The sequence below is a fragment of the Wansuia hejianensis genome (genome assembly GCF_014337215.1).
Classification (GTDB): Bacteria; Bacillota; Clostridia; order Lachnospirales; family Lachnospiraceae; genus Scatomonas; species Scatomonas hejianensis.
This window is the reverse complement of sequence record NZ_CP060635.1, coordinates 387,755-403,233: the sequence shown is the minus strand read 5'-3', so window position 1 is coordinate 403,233 and position 15,479 is coordinate 387,755. Positions and strand designations below refer to the sequence as shown.

Genomic DNA, 15,479 nt, shown 5'->3' with positions numbered 1-15,479 from the left:
CGATCAATAAATTTTATTAGCCTCGTCAAACAGCGCTTTGATATTTCTGGGAGGAACATCCGCCTGAAGCCCTTCATGGCTCGGGGAAACAATCAGTCCCGTCGGGAAATAAGTCCGCAATTCCTTCACTTTTGCCGCTACCTGCTCAGGAGTTCCATTGGGAAGCAGATCCTGCGTGTCAACACCGCCGCAGAAAGAAACCTGTCCCTCAAATTTCTCTTTCAGGTTAGCCGGATCCATGCCAACTGCCAGCGCCTGGATCGGGTGGATCACATCCACGCCTGCTTCAATCAGCAGCGGGATCGCATCTACGATAGACCCACAGGAATGATACATCACTTTCACGCCGTAGCTGTGAGCCAGCTCAACCAGCTTCTTAGCTCCCGGAATAACAAATTCAGAAATCAGGGACGGGCTGATCATAAGACCTCTCTGGCTTCCCATATCATCACCGATCAGGATCGCATGTACTTTACCCTTTGTCGCCTCCAGGAAAATTTTAAGTGCTTTCAGATAGAAATCGACAATGTGATCATCCACATAATGAACCATCTCCGGCTCAGCCACCATATTCATCAGGCAGGTCTGCATGCCGAAAGCGGCGCATACATCCTGGAAATGACAGGCCCAAAGCATGCCCATAACAGCTTTATCTGAAGGAGCTTCTTCCACCAGACGTCTGCACTCTTCCGGATCAATATATTTCTCCGGATCCGGCCACGGGAAATTCACAGCTTTCACGTCTTCCAAGTCTTCACAATTCGCGAAGCAGCCGTCAGCTGTCAGCGTACGATGCTCGGTGTCCACATTGCTTCCGTTCATATACCAGTCAAATGCTGCGAAAATCGCATTACAGGTCTCTGAATGGTAGGGAATCTCCACAGCGTAGAAATCATCTCCACATACTCTCTTGAGCTCTTTGATATCTTTCACTTTATAGTAATCACAAAGCGCCGGTACAGCTTCCGGAGTTGGATCTCCCAGCCAGCAGGCAGGCCTGTCAACCGGTTTCCGTTCTACAGTTGCTAAAAATCTCTCAATACTGTTCATTTTCAAATCCTCCCTTGTGCTTGATTATGACCTTCGCATATCATTTTTTAACATTCCGCCTGTTCATGGTGCTGTCAATTGCACCTCTCATGTCTATGGATTGATTATAGCACATATTTACTCAGGATACATTAATTAAATAAAAATTCATTTAAACGTTTAGCTTAACTTTGGATAAAGGGGAGCAGCTCCGGTCTTTTGCAACCGGAAGATGCCCCTTCCTTGTGGATTATTCCGTCTTTTTAATTTTCTTAGTCTTTCGGAATTTAAACCCGTCACCCTGCATGAAGGTACTGAGAATCAACACGACGATTAACAGTCCGCCATAGATAAAGCTGCCGTGATAGGTATTCAGTCCTTTGAACATATTCACTCCAGATGTAATCATCTGAATGATCAATACAGAGAAAATCAGGTTGCCGATTTTACCGATACCGCCATCCGGAAGGATACCTGCCAGTACCAGGATCAGGATGATCTTCATAACATAAGACTCACCGTTATCTGCTTTCGCGCTGTTCAGAGTGGAAACCATCAGCATGCTTCCGATACAGCAGATCACATCACAGACAATGAAGGTGGTGATAATCATGCGGTCGGTATTAATGGCAGAGAATTTCGCAGCCTTCAGGTTGGTACCGCACATATACAGCTTCTCGCCATATGCGGTAAAGCGCAGAATCAGAGCCGCTACTATAAATACGAGAATAAAGATGAACAGCGGGAAAGGAATAAAGCCCAGCACATCTGAGTGGCCGATCTCTGCATACAGCGGAACTCCCTTCAGCGACAAGGTATTACCCTGAGTGACGCCGGTGGAAAGGCCCAGCCATACCATCTGCATGGCGATTGTGGCTATTACAGGAGGTATATTCAGCTTACAGACCAGAAGGCCGTTAATGATACCGCCAACAACTCCCACAGCCATTACAATCAGGAACGCGACAACCATGACTCCAAATACCTGCGCGTCTGACATGCCGTCCGACGTATGTCCCAGAATATACTGCACGCCCATAATCGTAGCAAAATTGCCAAGCATAACAAAGGACATATCAATACATCCGATAATAAAGCAGAACAGCACGCCGATGGCCATAACGCCAAATTCGGGGAACTGCATAACGATGCCCTTCCAGGTGCCCGGCTTCCAGAAGGTACCGGCCTTTGTTACTGTAAAAATCAACATAACAACTACCATCAGGATCAGCAGTATCGTGGTATACTGATTTTTCTTAAAAAACTCTTTTACTTTCATCGAATACGCCTCCTCCTTTAACCATTGCGCCGTTTGGCCTGAACTGCAGATACGGTAATACCGATCAGGATGATGATTCCGTTAAACAGGTTCTGCCATTCTGTACCAATATTCAGCAGCAGCATACTGTTGGACACTACCGTTATAAGGCCCATCGCACAGACAGTACCAAATACGCTTCCCTCACCTCCGAAGATACTGGCGCCTCCGAGGATAACAGCCGGGATGATGGTCATTTCCTTACCGATCAATGCCTTCGGAACAGATTGGCTGGTCAGACATACACGAAGCATGCCTGCAAAACCGGCAACTGCACCAACAACTGCATACAGAATGAATTTCACTTTCTTAACATTGTATCCGGCACGCTCAGCGGAAACTTCATTGCCTCCGATGGCATACAGCGCACGTCCAAACATGGTCTTATTCAGAATAAAGGAAGTGAGGATACAGAAAATAATCAGGAATATAATTGTAACAGACAAATCGGAGCTCACCTGACGGTTGCCCACAGTAGTCGTATATGTAGTCAGAGACGCTTTTCCCAGATTCTTAAAGCCAGCCGGCAGGGTTGAAGTAATCTCCTTCATTTTCAAAAGACCCATGGACAGGCCGGTGAAGAAGGTCTGGGTTCCCAGTGTAACCAGCATGGTGTTCAGTTTAAAGTTGGAAATAATCCAGCCGTTGAACATACCCAGAACAAAGCCGATCACTATCGCCAATATGAAACCGGCAATCGGGTTATCATTACACCAGCCGTTGTTCAGGCAGATAGTGGTTGACAGAGAATATGCCAGCGCCGCAATCGCGGGGAACGACAGGTCGAATCCGCCGGATATCATGACAACCAGCGAACACAGTGCGAAAATACCGTCAACAACCATTGCGCGCAGGATTGTAAAAATCTTATCCGGAACCAGCAGCTGCCCGCTGGACGCAATATGAATCACAATGCACAAGGCAATCATTACAATAAAGATATAAAATTCCGTGCGCTTTGTCATGCGCTTAAACGAAGATTTATTCATTATACCATCCCCCTTAGCGAATTATTTCGAGGATATTTTCTTCTGTAAGATCCTCGCTGGTCATTTCACCTACGATTAAGCCGTCCTTCATGACGATAGCACGGTTACAGTTCACAACAACCTCAGGCAGGTCATCAGAAATCATAATAACCGCCAGGCCTTCATTCGCCAGCTCATGAACCAGATGATGAATATCCTGTTTTGCACCGACATCCACGCCAACAGTGGGGCCGTTCAGAATCAGAACGTCCAGGTCGTTGGAAAGCCATTTGGAAAGAACAATCTTCTGCTGATTACCGCCGGACAGAGTGGAAGCGAACTTCCTGACATCATCTGTCTTGATGGCAAATTTTTCTTTCCATATGTTAGCATCCGCAATGATGTCTTTCTTCCGGATAATGGATAATGAATTGGACAGGCGTTTCAGGGACGCCAGCGTAATATTGTCCGCGATCGGCTGCTGCAGGCAGAGTCCCTCTGTCAGACGGTCCTCAGGCACATAGCCGATCTTCGCCTTCTGTGCAGCCATTGGAGAGGAAATTTTCACTTCCTTGCCTTTCAGCTCAATCCTGCCGGATTCAATCTTCTCCAAACCAAACAGCGCAAGCGCAAGCTCTGTACGGCCAGAACCCAGCAGACCTGTAACGCCGAGGATCTCACCTTTTTTCAGTTCAAAAGAAACATTCTTACATCTCTTATCCTTTAAAGTCAGATTCTCAACCTTCAAAATCGGCTCTTCACTGATATTCTTCGGAACAAAGTAATCCGGCTCCAGGTTACGTCCGGTCAGATAATATGTATATTTCTCGCGGGTCAGCTCTGCAGTCGGTCCGGAATATACATTCTGGCCATTCCGCATGATACAGACATCGTCAGAAATTTCAAAAATTTCTTCTGTTTTATGACTGATGAACATGATGGCGATACCGCTGTCACGCAGCTGCCGTACAGTCTTAAAGAGAGCCTCAACCTCTTTTTTGGTTAACGCAGTTGTGGGCTCGTCCATGATAATCAGCTTCGCGTTAAAAAGAAGTGCACGGCAGATGGCAACCAGCTGTTTGTCAGCTACGCTCAACTCACCCATGCGTGCGTGCAGATCTATATTATATCCTATTTTAGACAATGCTTCTTTTGCTGTCGCTTCCCAGCGCTTTTTATTAACAAGTTTTTTTCCGGCAGTAATTTCGGAGTTTATTGCCAGATTCTCCATAACCGTCAGGTTTGGAAAAATAGACAGATCCTGATAGATAACCTGTATTCCCAACTGAGTAGCCTCGGCCGGAGTAATTTTAGATATTTTCTTACCCTCGAAGGTCACTTCACCTTCATCTTTTGTATATACACCCGAAATAATTTTTACCAATGTAGACTTTCCGCAGCCATTTTCACCGGCCAAACACATAACCTTACCAGGTCTAACTTTAAAATCCACATGGTCTAATGCATGAACACCCGCAAATGATTTGCAAATCCCAGACATTTCAAGTAAGTATTCTGACATAGACGCGCATACTCCTTTTCCATAGACTTGACCTTTGTAAATGGTCAGCAAAACACAGACGCTGTAGGATCTCTTTTCTTTTTAACTTCCACTTTGTATAAAAGCAAATGATACACTACAGCGTCTATGATTATCGAGGCAGAGAAACTCGCTTCTCTGCCTCAAAATTATGTTTAATACTTATTGGTGCTCTTACCCTTGACAGACATGAGAGAATTAGATTCCAACTTCCAGCCACTCGTCGATGTTGTCTTTTGTGATTGCGATCTGGCCATCACCGATTACCAGCGTGCCGTCCACTGCACATGCATCATATCCGTCAACGCCAAGGTCAACAGTAGCTCCGATCTCTTCTCCGCTGAACATCTTGACAGCCAGATTACACATAGCTTTTGCGGTTACGCCTGCGTCCCAGAGAGCTACAGACTGCAGAGTGCCGTCATTAATATAGTCAGCCACTTCGCTGGGCATAGCTACGGAAATAGCGAATACCTGTCCTGTCAGGCCCATTTCCTGAATCGCACGGGCTGCACCAGGAGCATCGAAAGAACCTGTTCCCAGGATGCCCTTCAGATCCGGATATTTCTGGATCAGCTCTTTTGTCTTGTTGTATGCTATGTCTGCATCAGAGTCATCAACAACTCTTTCATCCAAATATTTCATGTTCGGATATTCTTTTTCCTGCTGCGCGATAGCAGCGTCTGCCCAGTTGTTCTGTGATTCCATGGTCAGAGAACCTACCATTGTTACATATTCGCCTTCTTCGCCCATCTGAGCAGCCAGCTCATCCATCAGGAATGCGCCGAGTCCGCTTTCATCAAAAGCTTCGATGTCGTAATCTACGTTGGTCATTCCGGATGCCTCGGTAGCGATAACAATGATTCCCTTGTCCATAGCTTCTTTGCAGATAGCTTCGCAGGCATCAGGATCGTTCGGGGAGAACAGAAGTGCGTCGATCTCGCCCTGGTTAACCAGGTCTGTCATAATCTGTACCTGAGCGGCTGCATCAACCTCCGCCGGTGCCTGGTATGTAACTTCAACGCCTGTATCTTCTGCCCACTCATTCACGCTATCCTGTACATGATCCCACCAGGCCTGGCCTTCAACCTTACCTACGAAAGCAATCTTCGGGGTTTCACCATCAGCCTTCGGGGTGGATGTGGATTTCGCCTCTGATCCAGAGCTGGAAGCGCTGGATGCACTGCTGGCTGCGCTTGACGCGCTGCTGGCTGATTTGGATGAACCTGAAGCCGCTGTGCTGGAAGTGTTATTTGAGTTTCCGCAAGCTACCAGCCCTACCGACATTGCTGCAACAAGCAACATAGCAATCCTCTTTTTCATTGTGTTTTTCCTCCTTTTATAAACTTTATTTATGAGTTCCGCTCTCGCGGTAACTGCCGAACATGTACAGCGGAATCCCTGTCATGATTCCGACGCATGCTCCCTTCTCTTCCACGCCTGCCGCGGCGCACAAAAAAAGCTGAAAGTCCACTTCACTCTGATGATACAGGAGTGACATGCGTCTGCTGTAGTCAGTGTTAATAAAGAATAGTATCCCTCAGCTGTCCGTTACAAATCCGCAGGCATAAGCTTACTTTATGCTGCCGGATTTTTTTCTTAAGACTATATTACCACAGTTTTAATTTTTTGCACATTAGTCAAAAAAAATTTCTTCTAAACGTTTAAATATTTTTTATTTACCAAAGCACCTCCCTGTTTACATTTTCATTCTATCATATCTCACAAAGAACTGCCAATTTTATTTATTTCCATATTCTCCTGATATTTCTTCACCGGCCTCTTTTATATAACCCTGGAAGCCTTTCCGGTACTTTTCATCGTCGGCGGGGCTCAGCGTTCTGATCACCCGGCAGGGATTGCCTGCTGCCAGAACATTGTCTGGGATGCTCCGGTTCACAATACTTCCTGCCGCAATCACACTGTTGCTGCCTATGCTGACCCCGCCCATGATCTTAACTCCGCCCCCGATCCATACATTGTCACCGATCCGGATGGGCCAGGCGTATTCCACGCCTGTCAGCCGCAGATCCACATCGAAAGGATGGCCCGCCGCATACAGGCCGCAGTCCGGAGCGATCCAAACATTATCCCCGATCTCAATCTTATTGCCTGCCAATACAACAAAATTGTAATTGGCAAAAAAATTGTCTCCTACAAATACCCGCTCCCAGAAATCGCAGTGAAAGGGCTGCTCAATCACACAATTATTTCCCGCGCGCCCCAGATGTTCCCGGATCATGCGCTCCCGTTCTTCCAGCTGGCACGGAGCCAATGTGTTATAAGCAAAGCTCAGATCCTGGCTCCTTCTTCTGCCCCTGTCTACTTCGGGATCGGAATGGGCGTCATACAGAAGTCCGGCTTCTGCCTTTTCATATTCAGTCATGTAACTCTCCTTTTCCTTTGCTGCCGACGGAATCCTGGCCGTTTTCTTTCAGACTATGATTTTGTCCAGCGTTTCCAGGGCGCATTGTACCATGTGTTTTCCCAGCTCCATGCTGGTCTCTACGGAATTCAGCGCAAACCATTCTGTGTTCTTCTTGGTCCGCTCCAGATCCACATGATCTGGATACAGCGCATACATCAGGCTGGATTCATATTTTCCCGCATGATCGAAGCCGCCGCATTTATGCTGCGCCTCTGCGGATAAGAGAGGGATCACCTTAATGTACGAGAACGGATCATCTCCGGATCCCAGATTCTCATAATAGTCCGCATAATCATTGCTGCCCCACCAGCCCTTGCCGCGTGTCTCTTCCATATATTCCATAATCACCTTTTTACCGGCCTTATGGCAGGCCAGCGTCATCGGCATAAGCCCGGCCTCTTCGGTCTGATGGTGGGCCACGCAGTAAATATTCTTGACGCCCCCGTATATCATAGATTTCAGAATGCAATAAAGGTAATTCTCATAAGCATCCACATCCACCTGTATCGTGCCTTTCTCCGGACCGGATACCGCATAGCTGGCAACGCCGTACCAGATTGGAGGACATACTACGATTTCCTTGGTTTTTTCCAGCTCTCTCAACACCCCGTTGATCACCATGGTGTCCGTCCCGCAGCTCGCATGAAGGGCATGGTACTCAATTGTTCCGATCGGAATTACAAACGGGACCTTTCTCTGTTTGGCATCTTCCAGTTGATCATAAAACATATCTACCATCTGCATAATTTTTTCTCTCCTTTTCATATATCCTCAGTGCACCCCGTAATGCATTCCTGACAGGCAGGGGCATAAGTTACGGGATACTCTGGAGTATGCACAGCGGTCCCCGGCATTCATCGCCGGGAACCGCGGGAATTCTCTTATTCAATCAAAAATCAAGCTCATACAGTGTCCCGATCTCCGGCGAGAGCACGTCGCAGCCGCTCTCGGTTACAGCGATGCCTTTTTCCCAGCGGACGCCAAAGGTTCCTGTCGAGATGAAGGTATCAATCTGGTAGCACATATTCGGCTTCAGCGCATAATCAGAAGTAGTCTCTACCCATGGAGCCTCAACTTCTATCATTCCTGTTCCATGGAGAGGTCCGTATACGAAATTATCTTTGTATCCGTTATCCACAAAATACTGATAGAAATTCTTGGCTATGTCACAGGCCATCACACCGGCCTTAACCTGTTTCTGGGACCAGTTATGAGCTTCCAGGCCAAACATTACAACATCCCTTCTCTTGCCCTCTAGCTTGCCCAGAATCACTGGGTACCCGATAGCTGCAGAATAGCCGTCAATCTTGGCTGACAGATTCAGCTGCACGATATCTCCTTTTTCAAACTTCCGGTAGCTGGAACGGGAAATCGCATGGCGGGTTGAAGCCTCTGAAAATACATACATGGGAAGTCCCTCGTACTCTGCTCCGTTTTCATAAACCACACGCTGAGCCACACCTACCATCTGCAATTCTGTCATGCCTGGCTTGATTTCCTTGATTACCTGCTGGGAAGCCAGCTCTGCAATCCTGTAGCCCTCCCTCAGGCAGTTGATCTCATTGGCTGTCTTGATGGAACGCAGCTCTACCATAATATGGTCGGCGCGCACGATCTCAGCTTCCGGGAACGCCGCTTTAATGCCTTCCATGATGACCACTGAGGTGTCCAGATAGCTGGCGACGCCGATCCGCAGCTTCTGTCCTGTGATACCCAGCGCTTTAAATACGTCATGATACGTATCCGCCTGCAGCTCCGGATATGCCGGATCTGCACCTTCCCGGTATTCTTTCAGGACAAAGATCTTATCGATTTTTGATCTGTCGGCAGCGAAATGACGGCTTTCAGGTCCTACCATCAGAACAGCATCACCTGCCGGTGAAATCGCGACGCCGCACCGCTCAAACAGCGGCCAGAATCCTGAAAAATAACGGGCGTTCGCATAGTCGGACTCGTTAGAATTAACAATCAGGGCGTCCAGGCCCTCTCTCCTGATGATCTCCGCTGCTCTCATTGCTCTCTCTTTGTACTCGTGATCCGGAATCCGGATGGTTCCATGTTCTGCCATAATTTTTTCTCCTTTTCTTAAATGCTGTTATATATTTGTATTACTTGCTTCACCGTTTCCTATAAAAGCCCCGGACGCCTGCCGTCTTCCGGCCTTTTAATCAGTGCAGTAACCCGGCGTGGTATAGAACGCCACTGCTCTGGGCTCCGCCCGTCCGTACTGGGCAACGACCGGCTCGTCGCTCTCCAGCATAATCGCGTACTGTTCTTCAAACGCAGCCGTATGTACGCCAAAATCTTCCGGATTGTTGGTGCGCAGACACCGGACTCTTTCTGCTCCGACAGTCACCTCAATCTCCTTCACCGGAGGCTTGTCTGTGTAAAACAGGGTAATTCTCACATGGGCATCCCTGCCGCCGGTATTCGTAATGATGATAGATTCATGTCCCGGGATGCTGTTGACACCCACAGGCGGCAATTCCGCATCCGGAAACACCCAGACTTTCTTTCCATAAGCCATATCACTCTCCTCCTTTACATTCAAGATTCCCTTCCAGATAAAAGATCTGTTCCATATCCCGGTAAAATTCACTGTCCTGTCCCATGGAGAACTTGACAAAACAGGGTTTTGTGTGCGTCCACCAGTCCTGGGTCACCGGGTCCTGCGCCATTTTTTCCATATCCTTTTCATAATCCTCGCCCGTATACTCAAAATACGCAAAGACCAGATCGTCATGAATGAAAATGGAATAATTCTGCAGGTTACAGTCTTCTATGGTCTTCAACACTCCCGGCCAGGCATTGGCGTGCAGTTCCCTGTATTCTGCAATCTTGTCTCTCCTGAGCCTGCCAATCTGGCCAAATATCTGTTTTTCCATGGGCACCTCCTGATCAGCCACTGACTGATTACTGCTATTTTATTATTTTCTTCATTTTGTGTCAACCAAATCGGCCTTTGTTCACCTCATTTAAATTAAAACGTTTTACTTTACTTTAATTTTTTTATTTGTTAAAATATTTTCATAAAGAAGCAGCAGCGTACGATGATAACGCAGACATCTGTCGGAAAGGATTATCATGGCAACTATTCGCGATGTGGCACAGCTGGCGGAAGTATCCATTGCCACTGTCTCCAATTATCTGAATCACACCAAACCTGTAAAAAAAACAACTGCAAAAAAAATCCAGCAGGCGATAGATACCCTGAAGTATTCTCAGAATCTGTCTGCCAGAAGTCTCAAATCCAACACTTATCTGGATGTGGGCGTGATCCTGCCGAACTTTGACGACTCCTACTATGTTCAGATCTTTCAGGGCATTGAGAACGCTTTTCAGAATTCCGGATATTTTACTAATCTGGCTTTTTCCTATGACATTCCCGATTTTGAGCAGAATATCCTTAAGGGCTTTCTGCAAAAACAGATTTGCGGCCTGATCCTGGTATCCTGCCAGCCGGATAACCGGAAATTATTTCACGATCATTTTTCTTCAGAAACACGGCCGCTGGTTCTGATCGACCGGGATATACAGAACCTGGACGCCAATTTTATCTCTTTTGATAATTATTCCATGATACACAGAATCACGTCTAATCTGCTGGCTCAGGGCCTGCGCCGCCTCATACTGATCTCAGGGCCGGACAGATTTGAATGTGAGGCCAACTGCATTCAGGGCTTCCGCACCGCGATGGCACAGGCGGGATTTATTCCCCCGTCCAAAACCGTCATTCAGACAAACCTGAGCCGGGAGGACGCCTTCCGCAAAACGACTCAGCTCCTGCGCCTGAAGACGCCGGATGCGATTGTGACAACTTCCGAATCCCTGGCCTCCGGCGTTATCGAGGGCCTGACGGTCCACGGCTATTCTCCCGATGCCATTCCGGTCCTCACCCTGGGAGAGGAGCACTGGAATTATCACACCCATTCTTTTGCCTCCGGTTCCGCACCGCGCCCCGCCATCAAGCTGGGGCAGACCGCCGCCAACCTCCTGCTGGCTCAGCTGAAAGCGCCTCTGACAAAAGAAAATGAACGGGTCTTATTAAAGGCCAGCCCTATTCCTGCTTTCCCGGTCCAGGCCCCGGCTGCTTCCGCCGTACACCAGACGCCGGATGGACCGAACTCAAAGCCTTTGAGAATATTAATGGTCAATACGCCACAGGTACACACGTTTCTCGGCCTCCTGAAGGATTTTGAAAATCAGCATGGAATCCGTACGGAAATTACGATCCTGCCCCACCACCATTTTTATGAAACACTCCTGGAAAAGCACGGCTCCGCCGGCGATATGCCATTTGACGTCTTTATGTATGACATTCCCTGGCTCCCTTCCCTGGCTGTCAACCATGTCCTGGAAGACATCACAGAAGATGTGAACCAGATGGATCTAAACATTTTTCTGCCAGACTGTCTGAAATATTTCAGCGCTTTTCAGGATCACTATTACGGCATCCCTTTCATGTATGCGCCCCAGATCCTGTATTACCGGAAGGATTTATTTGAAGACCCGGAGCTGAAGAATCTGTACGAGCATCGCAATAACATCACCTTAAGACCCCCTCGGACGCTGAAGGAATTTAACACTGTCGCGGATTTTTTCTCCTGTCATACAGATGCAATTCCTTATGGGCTCTCCATACCTGCCGCCTACAATGAATGCCTGGCTCCGGAGATATACATGCGGCTCCGGGCCTACGGCGGAAGACTGTTCAGCAGCAGCGGCCAGGTCTGCCTGGATGAAAAAATCGCCCTGAAGGCTTACGTCAGCTTTTTGCGCTCCATCCAGGCCGCCAAACCGGATTACCGCACCGCCACAGATATCAGCATCGTCCAGGACTTCCTTAAGGGTGAAACTGCCATGCTGATCACCTACCCCTCCTTCCTCACCGATGTGGTGGACTTGCAGAAAAGCAGTATGATCGGCTCTATCGGCTATTATCATATTCCCGGGCGCAGTCCCCTGCTGGGTGGCTGGAGCCTCGGCATCAGCAGCCGTTCTGAAGCCCGGGGGGCCGCCATGAAGTTTCTGAAATGGAGCTGTGACCAGAAAACAGCTAACTATTTCTCACTCCTCGGAGGCCAGACGGCCATCACCTCCACCTATACGAATGATGAACTGGTGAAGCTGTATCCCTGGCTGCCGCTGTATTACTCCACCTACCCTTATACCCGTCCCATGCTGCCGCCCCGGCTGAACCACCGGACAATTTTATCCCAGGCAGACATTGATTCTATCGTTTGCCACGAACTGTTCGAGCTGATGGACGGAAAACTGGAGGTGCAGGACGCCATTTCCAACACCCGGCAGAAGCTTCAGGCTCTGACAGAACAATACGGCACTTAAAAGGGGCTGTCCGCAAAATATTAATTGCAGCAGCCCCAAATGGGATCTTATTACAGATATTTTTTCAGCAGTTCCGGATGCTCCTTTAAAGGATTTACATAGACCGGGTATGCTTCAGACTCCGGGACAGGCTCCGGATCAAGGATCGCTCCGTGGGCGACCAGGGCTTCTTGAATCTTCCTCACATCCATATTCCGCGGGGTCACGCCCTCCCGTATACTCAGTGCGCTGGCCGTGCCGGCCGCCTCGCCCATCGCCATGCAGATACCGGAGCATAGCACGCCGCTCGTGGCGTCGTCGTCTGCCGATACGCATTTCCCGGCAACCAGCAGATTCTCCACCTCTGTCTTCGGCACCATAACACCATAGGGTACCCCATAATACTGGCCTGGCTCCAGATAGAAGAGGACGTTCTGTCCGCCCACTTCAGGACTGTGGAGATCAATCCCATAGGCTGTGATCGCGATCCGGTCCTCCGGAACAATCTGATTCATAATCATTTCCTTTGTCATCGACTGAACGCCTGACAGATGAGGCTGGCAGATAGTCCCCAGAACCGGGGCCGAATCAATCAGGTAGGCGTCCTCAAATCCGGTCCAGTGGTCCTTCAGATACTGCAGAACCTCCCCGCACTGCTTTCTGCAGGCTATAGTGCCCTGCGTGTAATCTTCCGCGCTGGTTTCACTTCCGATGTACCGGGTCATTTCCACACGAAATTCTCCTTCACGGATCAGCGGAAAAAAGTTCACCGCCCCATAGGGGATTTCTTTTACATTTGGCTGATAGGAAGGAACAATATTCTTCACATTGCCAACCCGGAACATCAGAGTCATGGAACCTCTAAATCCCACCCCTCTGCATTCCACCCCGGCCTTCCTCGCCAGGATCAGGTTGCCGCTGCTGTCAATCAGCCGTTTTGCCCGAATCACCTGGCGTCCTGAGCGGTTCTCAATGATGACGCCTGTGAGCACATTCCCGTCCATCAGCACATCTGTTACCAGCGTATAGTAAAACGGCCGGATTCCATATTCCTGAATCAGCTCATCTGCCGCAAGCTTAAAAACCTCCGGGTCCCAGGGAGTGATCTGAAGGTCATTTTCACAGCGTGACGTGTCAAAAGGATAGTATTTATTAGACCTTTTCAGTTCGTATCCCCGAATGGCCCCGCCCTTTTCGACCATGCGGTCCACCAGCTTCTCAAACACGCCCCGGATCAGTATATTATCTCCTGATACCGCCACCGCCGCTTCACAGTTAGTGATGTAGCCGCTGGTCAGAAGCCCTCCCAGGCAGCCATTGTACTCAACAATCGCAACGCTGGCGCCATTCTGCGCCGCTCCCACGGCCGCCCCTATGCCTCCTGCTCCGCCGCCGACCACAAGTACATCCACTTCCGCCACTACCGGGCACTCCTGCGCCGGTAAAATCACTGTTCCGGACATCTTTATTCCTCCTCTGATTTCATCCTCTGAAAGACCATCTCATATCCGTCATTCCCATAGGTCAGCGAACGGTTCACCCTGCTGATCGTAGCAGTGGAGGCTCCGGTCTTCTCGGATATCTCCAGATAAGTCTTTTTCTCCCTCAGCATCTTAGCCACCTCAAATCTCTGAGACAGAGACAGCAGCTCATTAATCGTACAGACATCTTCAAAAAAGGTGTAGCATTCTTCTTTACTTTTCAGGCACAGAATCGCCTCAAACAACTGATCTACCGCATCTGTATGTATATTTTTGCTCATTTCCCAAACCCTCCTGCTAGAGAATGCCACCGGCATATTTTAGACAACGTCTATTGATATTTTAACACAGTAAAACTTTACAGTCAAACATATTACCGCCCGAAATCGGTCTGCCCCTGTAAACTCTATAAAACTGCCGGAAGCCGCGATAAAAGCAGCAGACGGCCTGCCTGCTGCTTTTATTCAAAAAATGCCTGCGCATCCTGCACATCCCGGCGGAGCTGCGCCTTCAGTTCCTCTACCGAATGAAACTTCTGTTCCGGCCGGCGGTAAGATAATATCTCCACAACTGCGTCCTGCCCGTACAGGTTCTGGTCACATTGGAGCAGATATGTCTCCACACCTACTTCCTTTCCCTTTACCGTGGGTTTTTTACCGATATTCGTAACACTCTGGTAACGTTTCCCCGCCACCTTTGTCATGGAAACGTAGACTCCTCTGGGCGGAAGCATCTTGTCCGGCTCCGGAATCTGGTTAATCGTGGGGAAGCCCAGGCTGTGCCCCAGATGGCGGCCATGGATGACTTTGCCGCTGATAAAGTAAGGATTCCCCAGCAGGTTTCCCACCTTTTCCATATGCCCTGCTGTCAGCTCTTCGCGGATATAGCTGCTGCTGATATCCCGTTCCCCGTCTTTTTCCTTCGCCAGCACCTCCACCGCAAAGCCGCACTGTCTGCCCATCCTGCGCAGAAACTCCGGATTCCCGCTTCTCCCTCTTCCAAAATGGAAATCAGCTCCCACTACAATTGCGGCTGCATGCAGCTGCCCGATCAAAATTGACCTGACAAATTCTTCCGCTTCCATATTCCGGACAGTATCTGTAAAAGGGCATTCCACCAGCGTATCCACTCCCATGGAACGCAGAATGTTATATCTCTCCCGATTAGTCATCAGCATGCTCGCCTTCATGGCGCCCATGCGCACCTGCGGGGAAATATCAAAGGTAAAAATGACCGTCTTCAGATCCTTCTGCCTGCCGATCTCCTTTACTCTGCCGATCAGTTTCCTATGCCCCCTGTGAACACCGTCAAATTTACCCAGTGTAATCACAGAAGGACTGTTCAGTTCAAAATGATCCAGTTCTTTTACGTACTCCAATCTTCTGCTCCT

The 15,479-nt window shown here is 48.8% G+C and carries 14 protein-coding genes; 1 reads left to right on the top strand and 13 read right to left on the bottom strand.

Annotated features, from left to right (window positions below):
• Window positions 1-3 precede the first annotated feature (3 nt).
• The 10 genes from H9Q79_RS01930 to H9Q79_RS01885 form a co-directional block, all read right to left on the bottom strand.
• A complete protein-coding gene (locus H9Q79_RS01930; RefSeq protein ID WP_118642466.1) occupies window positions 4-1,050 on the bottom strand; it encodes a uroporphyrinogen decarboxylase family protein in 1,047 nt (348 codons plus the stop codon).
• 229 nt (window positions 1,051-1,279) lie between these two features.
• A complete protein-coding gene (locus H9Q79_RS01925; RefSeq protein ID WP_118642468.1) occupies window positions 1,280-2,308 on the bottom strand; it encodes an ABC transporter permease in 1,029 nt (342 codons plus the stop codon).
• A 17-nt stretch (window positions 2,309-2,325) separates the two neighbouring features.
• Complete coding sequence (locus tag H9Q79_RS01920; RefSeq protein ID WP_118642470.1) at window positions 2,326-3,336, bottom strand: ABC transporter permease; 1,011 nt, start codon at window positions 3,334-3,336, stop codon at window positions 2,326-2,328.
• Between the two features lie 13 nt (window positions 3,337-3,349).
• Window positions 3,350-4,837, bottom strand: a complete 1,488-nt coding sequence (locus H9Q79_RS01915; RefSeq protein WP_249329086.1) for a sugar ABC transporter ATP-binding protein — start codon at window positions 4,835-4,837, stop codon at window positions 3,350-3,352.
• 216 nt (window positions 4,838-5,053) lie between these two features.
• Window positions 5,054-6,178 (bottom strand): substrate-binding domain-containing protein, encoded by a 1,125-nt coding sequence (locus H9Q79_RS01910; protein ID WP_118642472.1) that lies wholly within the window; start codon window positions 6,176-6,178, stop codon window positions 5,054-5,056.
• Between the two features lie 418 nt (window positions 6,179-6,596).
• The gene (locus tag H9Q79_RS01905; RefSeq protein WP_249329085.1) at window positions 6,597-7,241 is read right to left on the bottom strand and encodes a sugar O-acetyltransferase; all 645 of its coding nucleotides are present in this window, start codon (window positions 7,239-7,241) and stop codon (window positions 6,597-6,599) included.
• A 48-nt stretch (window positions 7,242-7,289) separates the two neighbouring features.
• Complete coding sequence (locus H9Q79_RS01900; RefSeq protein WP_249329084.1) at window positions 7,290-8,027, bottom strand: creatininase family protein; 738 nt, start codon at window positions 8,025-8,027, stop codon at window positions 7,290-7,292.
• A 145-nt stretch (window positions 8,028-8,172) separates the two neighbouring features.
• Window positions 8,173-9,351 (bottom strand): M24 family metallopeptidase, encoded by a 1,179-nt coding sequence (locus H9Q79_RS01895; RefSeq protein ID WP_249329083.1) that lies wholly within the window; start codon window positions 9,349-9,351, stop codon window positions 8,173-8,175.
• A gap of 96 nt (window positions 9,352-9,447) precedes the next feature.
• The gene (locus H9Q79_RS01890) at window positions 9,448-9,810 is read right to left on the bottom strand and encodes a sensory rhodopsin transducer (RefSeq protein WP_118642478.1); all 363 of its coding nucleotides are present in this window, start codon (window positions 9,808-9,810) and stop codon (window positions 9,448-9,450) included.
• 1 nt (window position 9,811) lies between these two features.
• The gene (locus tag H9Q79_RS01885; protein WP_118642480.1) at window positions 9,812-10,168 is read right to left on the bottom strand and encodes an L-rhamnose mutarotase; all 357 of its coding nucleotides are present in this window, start codon (window positions 10,166-10,168) and stop codon (window positions 9,812-9,814) included.
• Window positions 10,169-10,367: 199 nt separating this feature from the next.
• Between H9Q79_RS01885 and H9Q79_RS01880 the strand changes: the two genes are divergently transcribed.
• Entirely contained in the window at window positions 10,368-12,629 is a 2,262-nt protein-coding gene (locus tag H9Q79_RS01880) for an extracellular solute-binding protein (RefSeq protein WP_118642482.1), read from the top strand.
• 50 nt (window positions 12,630-12,679) lie between these two features.
• Here the strand turns inward: H9Q79_RS01880 and H9Q79_RS01875 are convergent, their stop codons facing one another.
• The 3 genes from H9Q79_RS01875 to H9Q79_RS01865 form a co-directional block, all read right to left on the bottom strand.
• Entirely contained in the window at window positions 12,680-14,071 is a 1,392-nt protein-coding gene (locus H9Q79_RS01875) for an FAD-dependent oxidoreductase (RefSeq protein ID WP_118642484.1), read from the bottom strand.
• 2 nt (window positions 14,072-14,073) lie between these two features.
• Window positions 14,074-14,370 (bottom strand): YerC/YecD family TrpR-related protein, encoded by a 297-nt coding sequence (locus tag H9Q79_RS01870; protein WP_118642486.1) that lies wholly within the window; start codon window positions 14,368-14,370, stop codon window positions 14,074-14,076.
• Between the two features lie 179 nt (window positions 14,371-14,549).
• A complete protein-coding gene (locus H9Q79_RS01865; RefSeq protein ID WP_118642488.1) occupies window positions 14,550-15,467 on the bottom strand; it encodes a bifunctional riboflavin kinase/FAD synthetase in 918 nt (305 codons plus the stop codon).
• Window positions 15,468-15,479: the final 12 nt, after the last annotated feature.

What these genes read in the sequence shown, in the direction of transcription:
- H9Q79_RS01890 (WP_118642478.1), bottom strand. Translation starts at nt 9,810, where the DNA reads ATGGCTTATGGAAAGAAAGTCTGGGTGTTTCCGGATGCGGAATTGCCG.
- H9Q79_RS01880 (WP_118642482.1), top strand. Translation starts at nt 10,368, where the DNA reads ATGGCAACTATTCGCGATGTGGCACAGCTGGCGGAAGTATCCATTGCC.
- H9Q79_RS01895 (WP_249329083.1), bottom strand. Translation starts at nt 9,351, where the DNA reads ATGGCAGAACATGGAACCATCCGGATTCCGGATCACGAGTACAAAGAG.
- H9Q79_RS01920 (WP_118642470.1), bottom strand. Translation starts at nt 3,336, where the DNA reads ATGAATAAATCTTCGTTTAAGCGCATGACAAAGCGCACGGAATTTTAT.
- H9Q79_RS01900 (WP_249329084.1), bottom strand. Translation starts at nt 8,027, where the DNA reads ATGCAGATGGTAGATATGTTTTATGATCAACTGGAAGATGCCAAACAG.
- H9Q79_RS01925 (WP_118642468.1), bottom strand. Translation starts at nt 2,308, where the DNA reads ATGAAAGTAAAAGAGTTTTTTAAGAAAAATCAGTATACCACGATACTG.
- H9Q79_RS01910 (WP_118642472.1), bottom strand. Translation starts at nt 6,178, where the DNA reads ATGAAAAAGAGGATTGCTATGTTGCTTGTTGCAGCAATGTCGGTAGGG.
- H9Q79_RS01905 (WP_249329085.1), bottom strand. Translation starts at nt 7,241, where the DNA reads ATGACTGAATATGAAAAGGCAGAAGCCGGACTTCTGTATGACGCCCAT.
- H9Q79_RS01870 (WP_118642486.1), bottom strand. Translation starts at nt 14,370, where the DNA reads ATGAGCAAAAATATACATACAGATGCGGTAGATCAGTTGTTTGAGGCG.
- H9Q79_RS01885 (WP_118642480.1), bottom strand. Translation starts at nt 10,168, where the DNA reads ATGGAAAAACAGATATTTGGCCAGATTGGCAGGCTCAGGAGAGACAAG.
- H9Q79_RS01875 (WP_118642484.1), bottom strand. Translation starts at nt 14,071, where the DNA reads ATGTCCGGAACAGTGATTTTACCGGCGCAGGAGTGCCCGGTAGTGGCG.
- H9Q79_RS01930 (WP_118642466.1), bottom strand. Translation starts at nt 1,050, where the DNA reads ATGAACAGTATTGAGAGATTTTTAGCAACTGTAGAACGGAAACCGGTT.
- H9Q79_RS01915 (WP_249329086.1), bottom strand. Translation starts at nt 4,837, where the DNA reads ATGTCAGAATACTTACTTGAAATGTCTGGGATTTGCAAATCATTTGCG.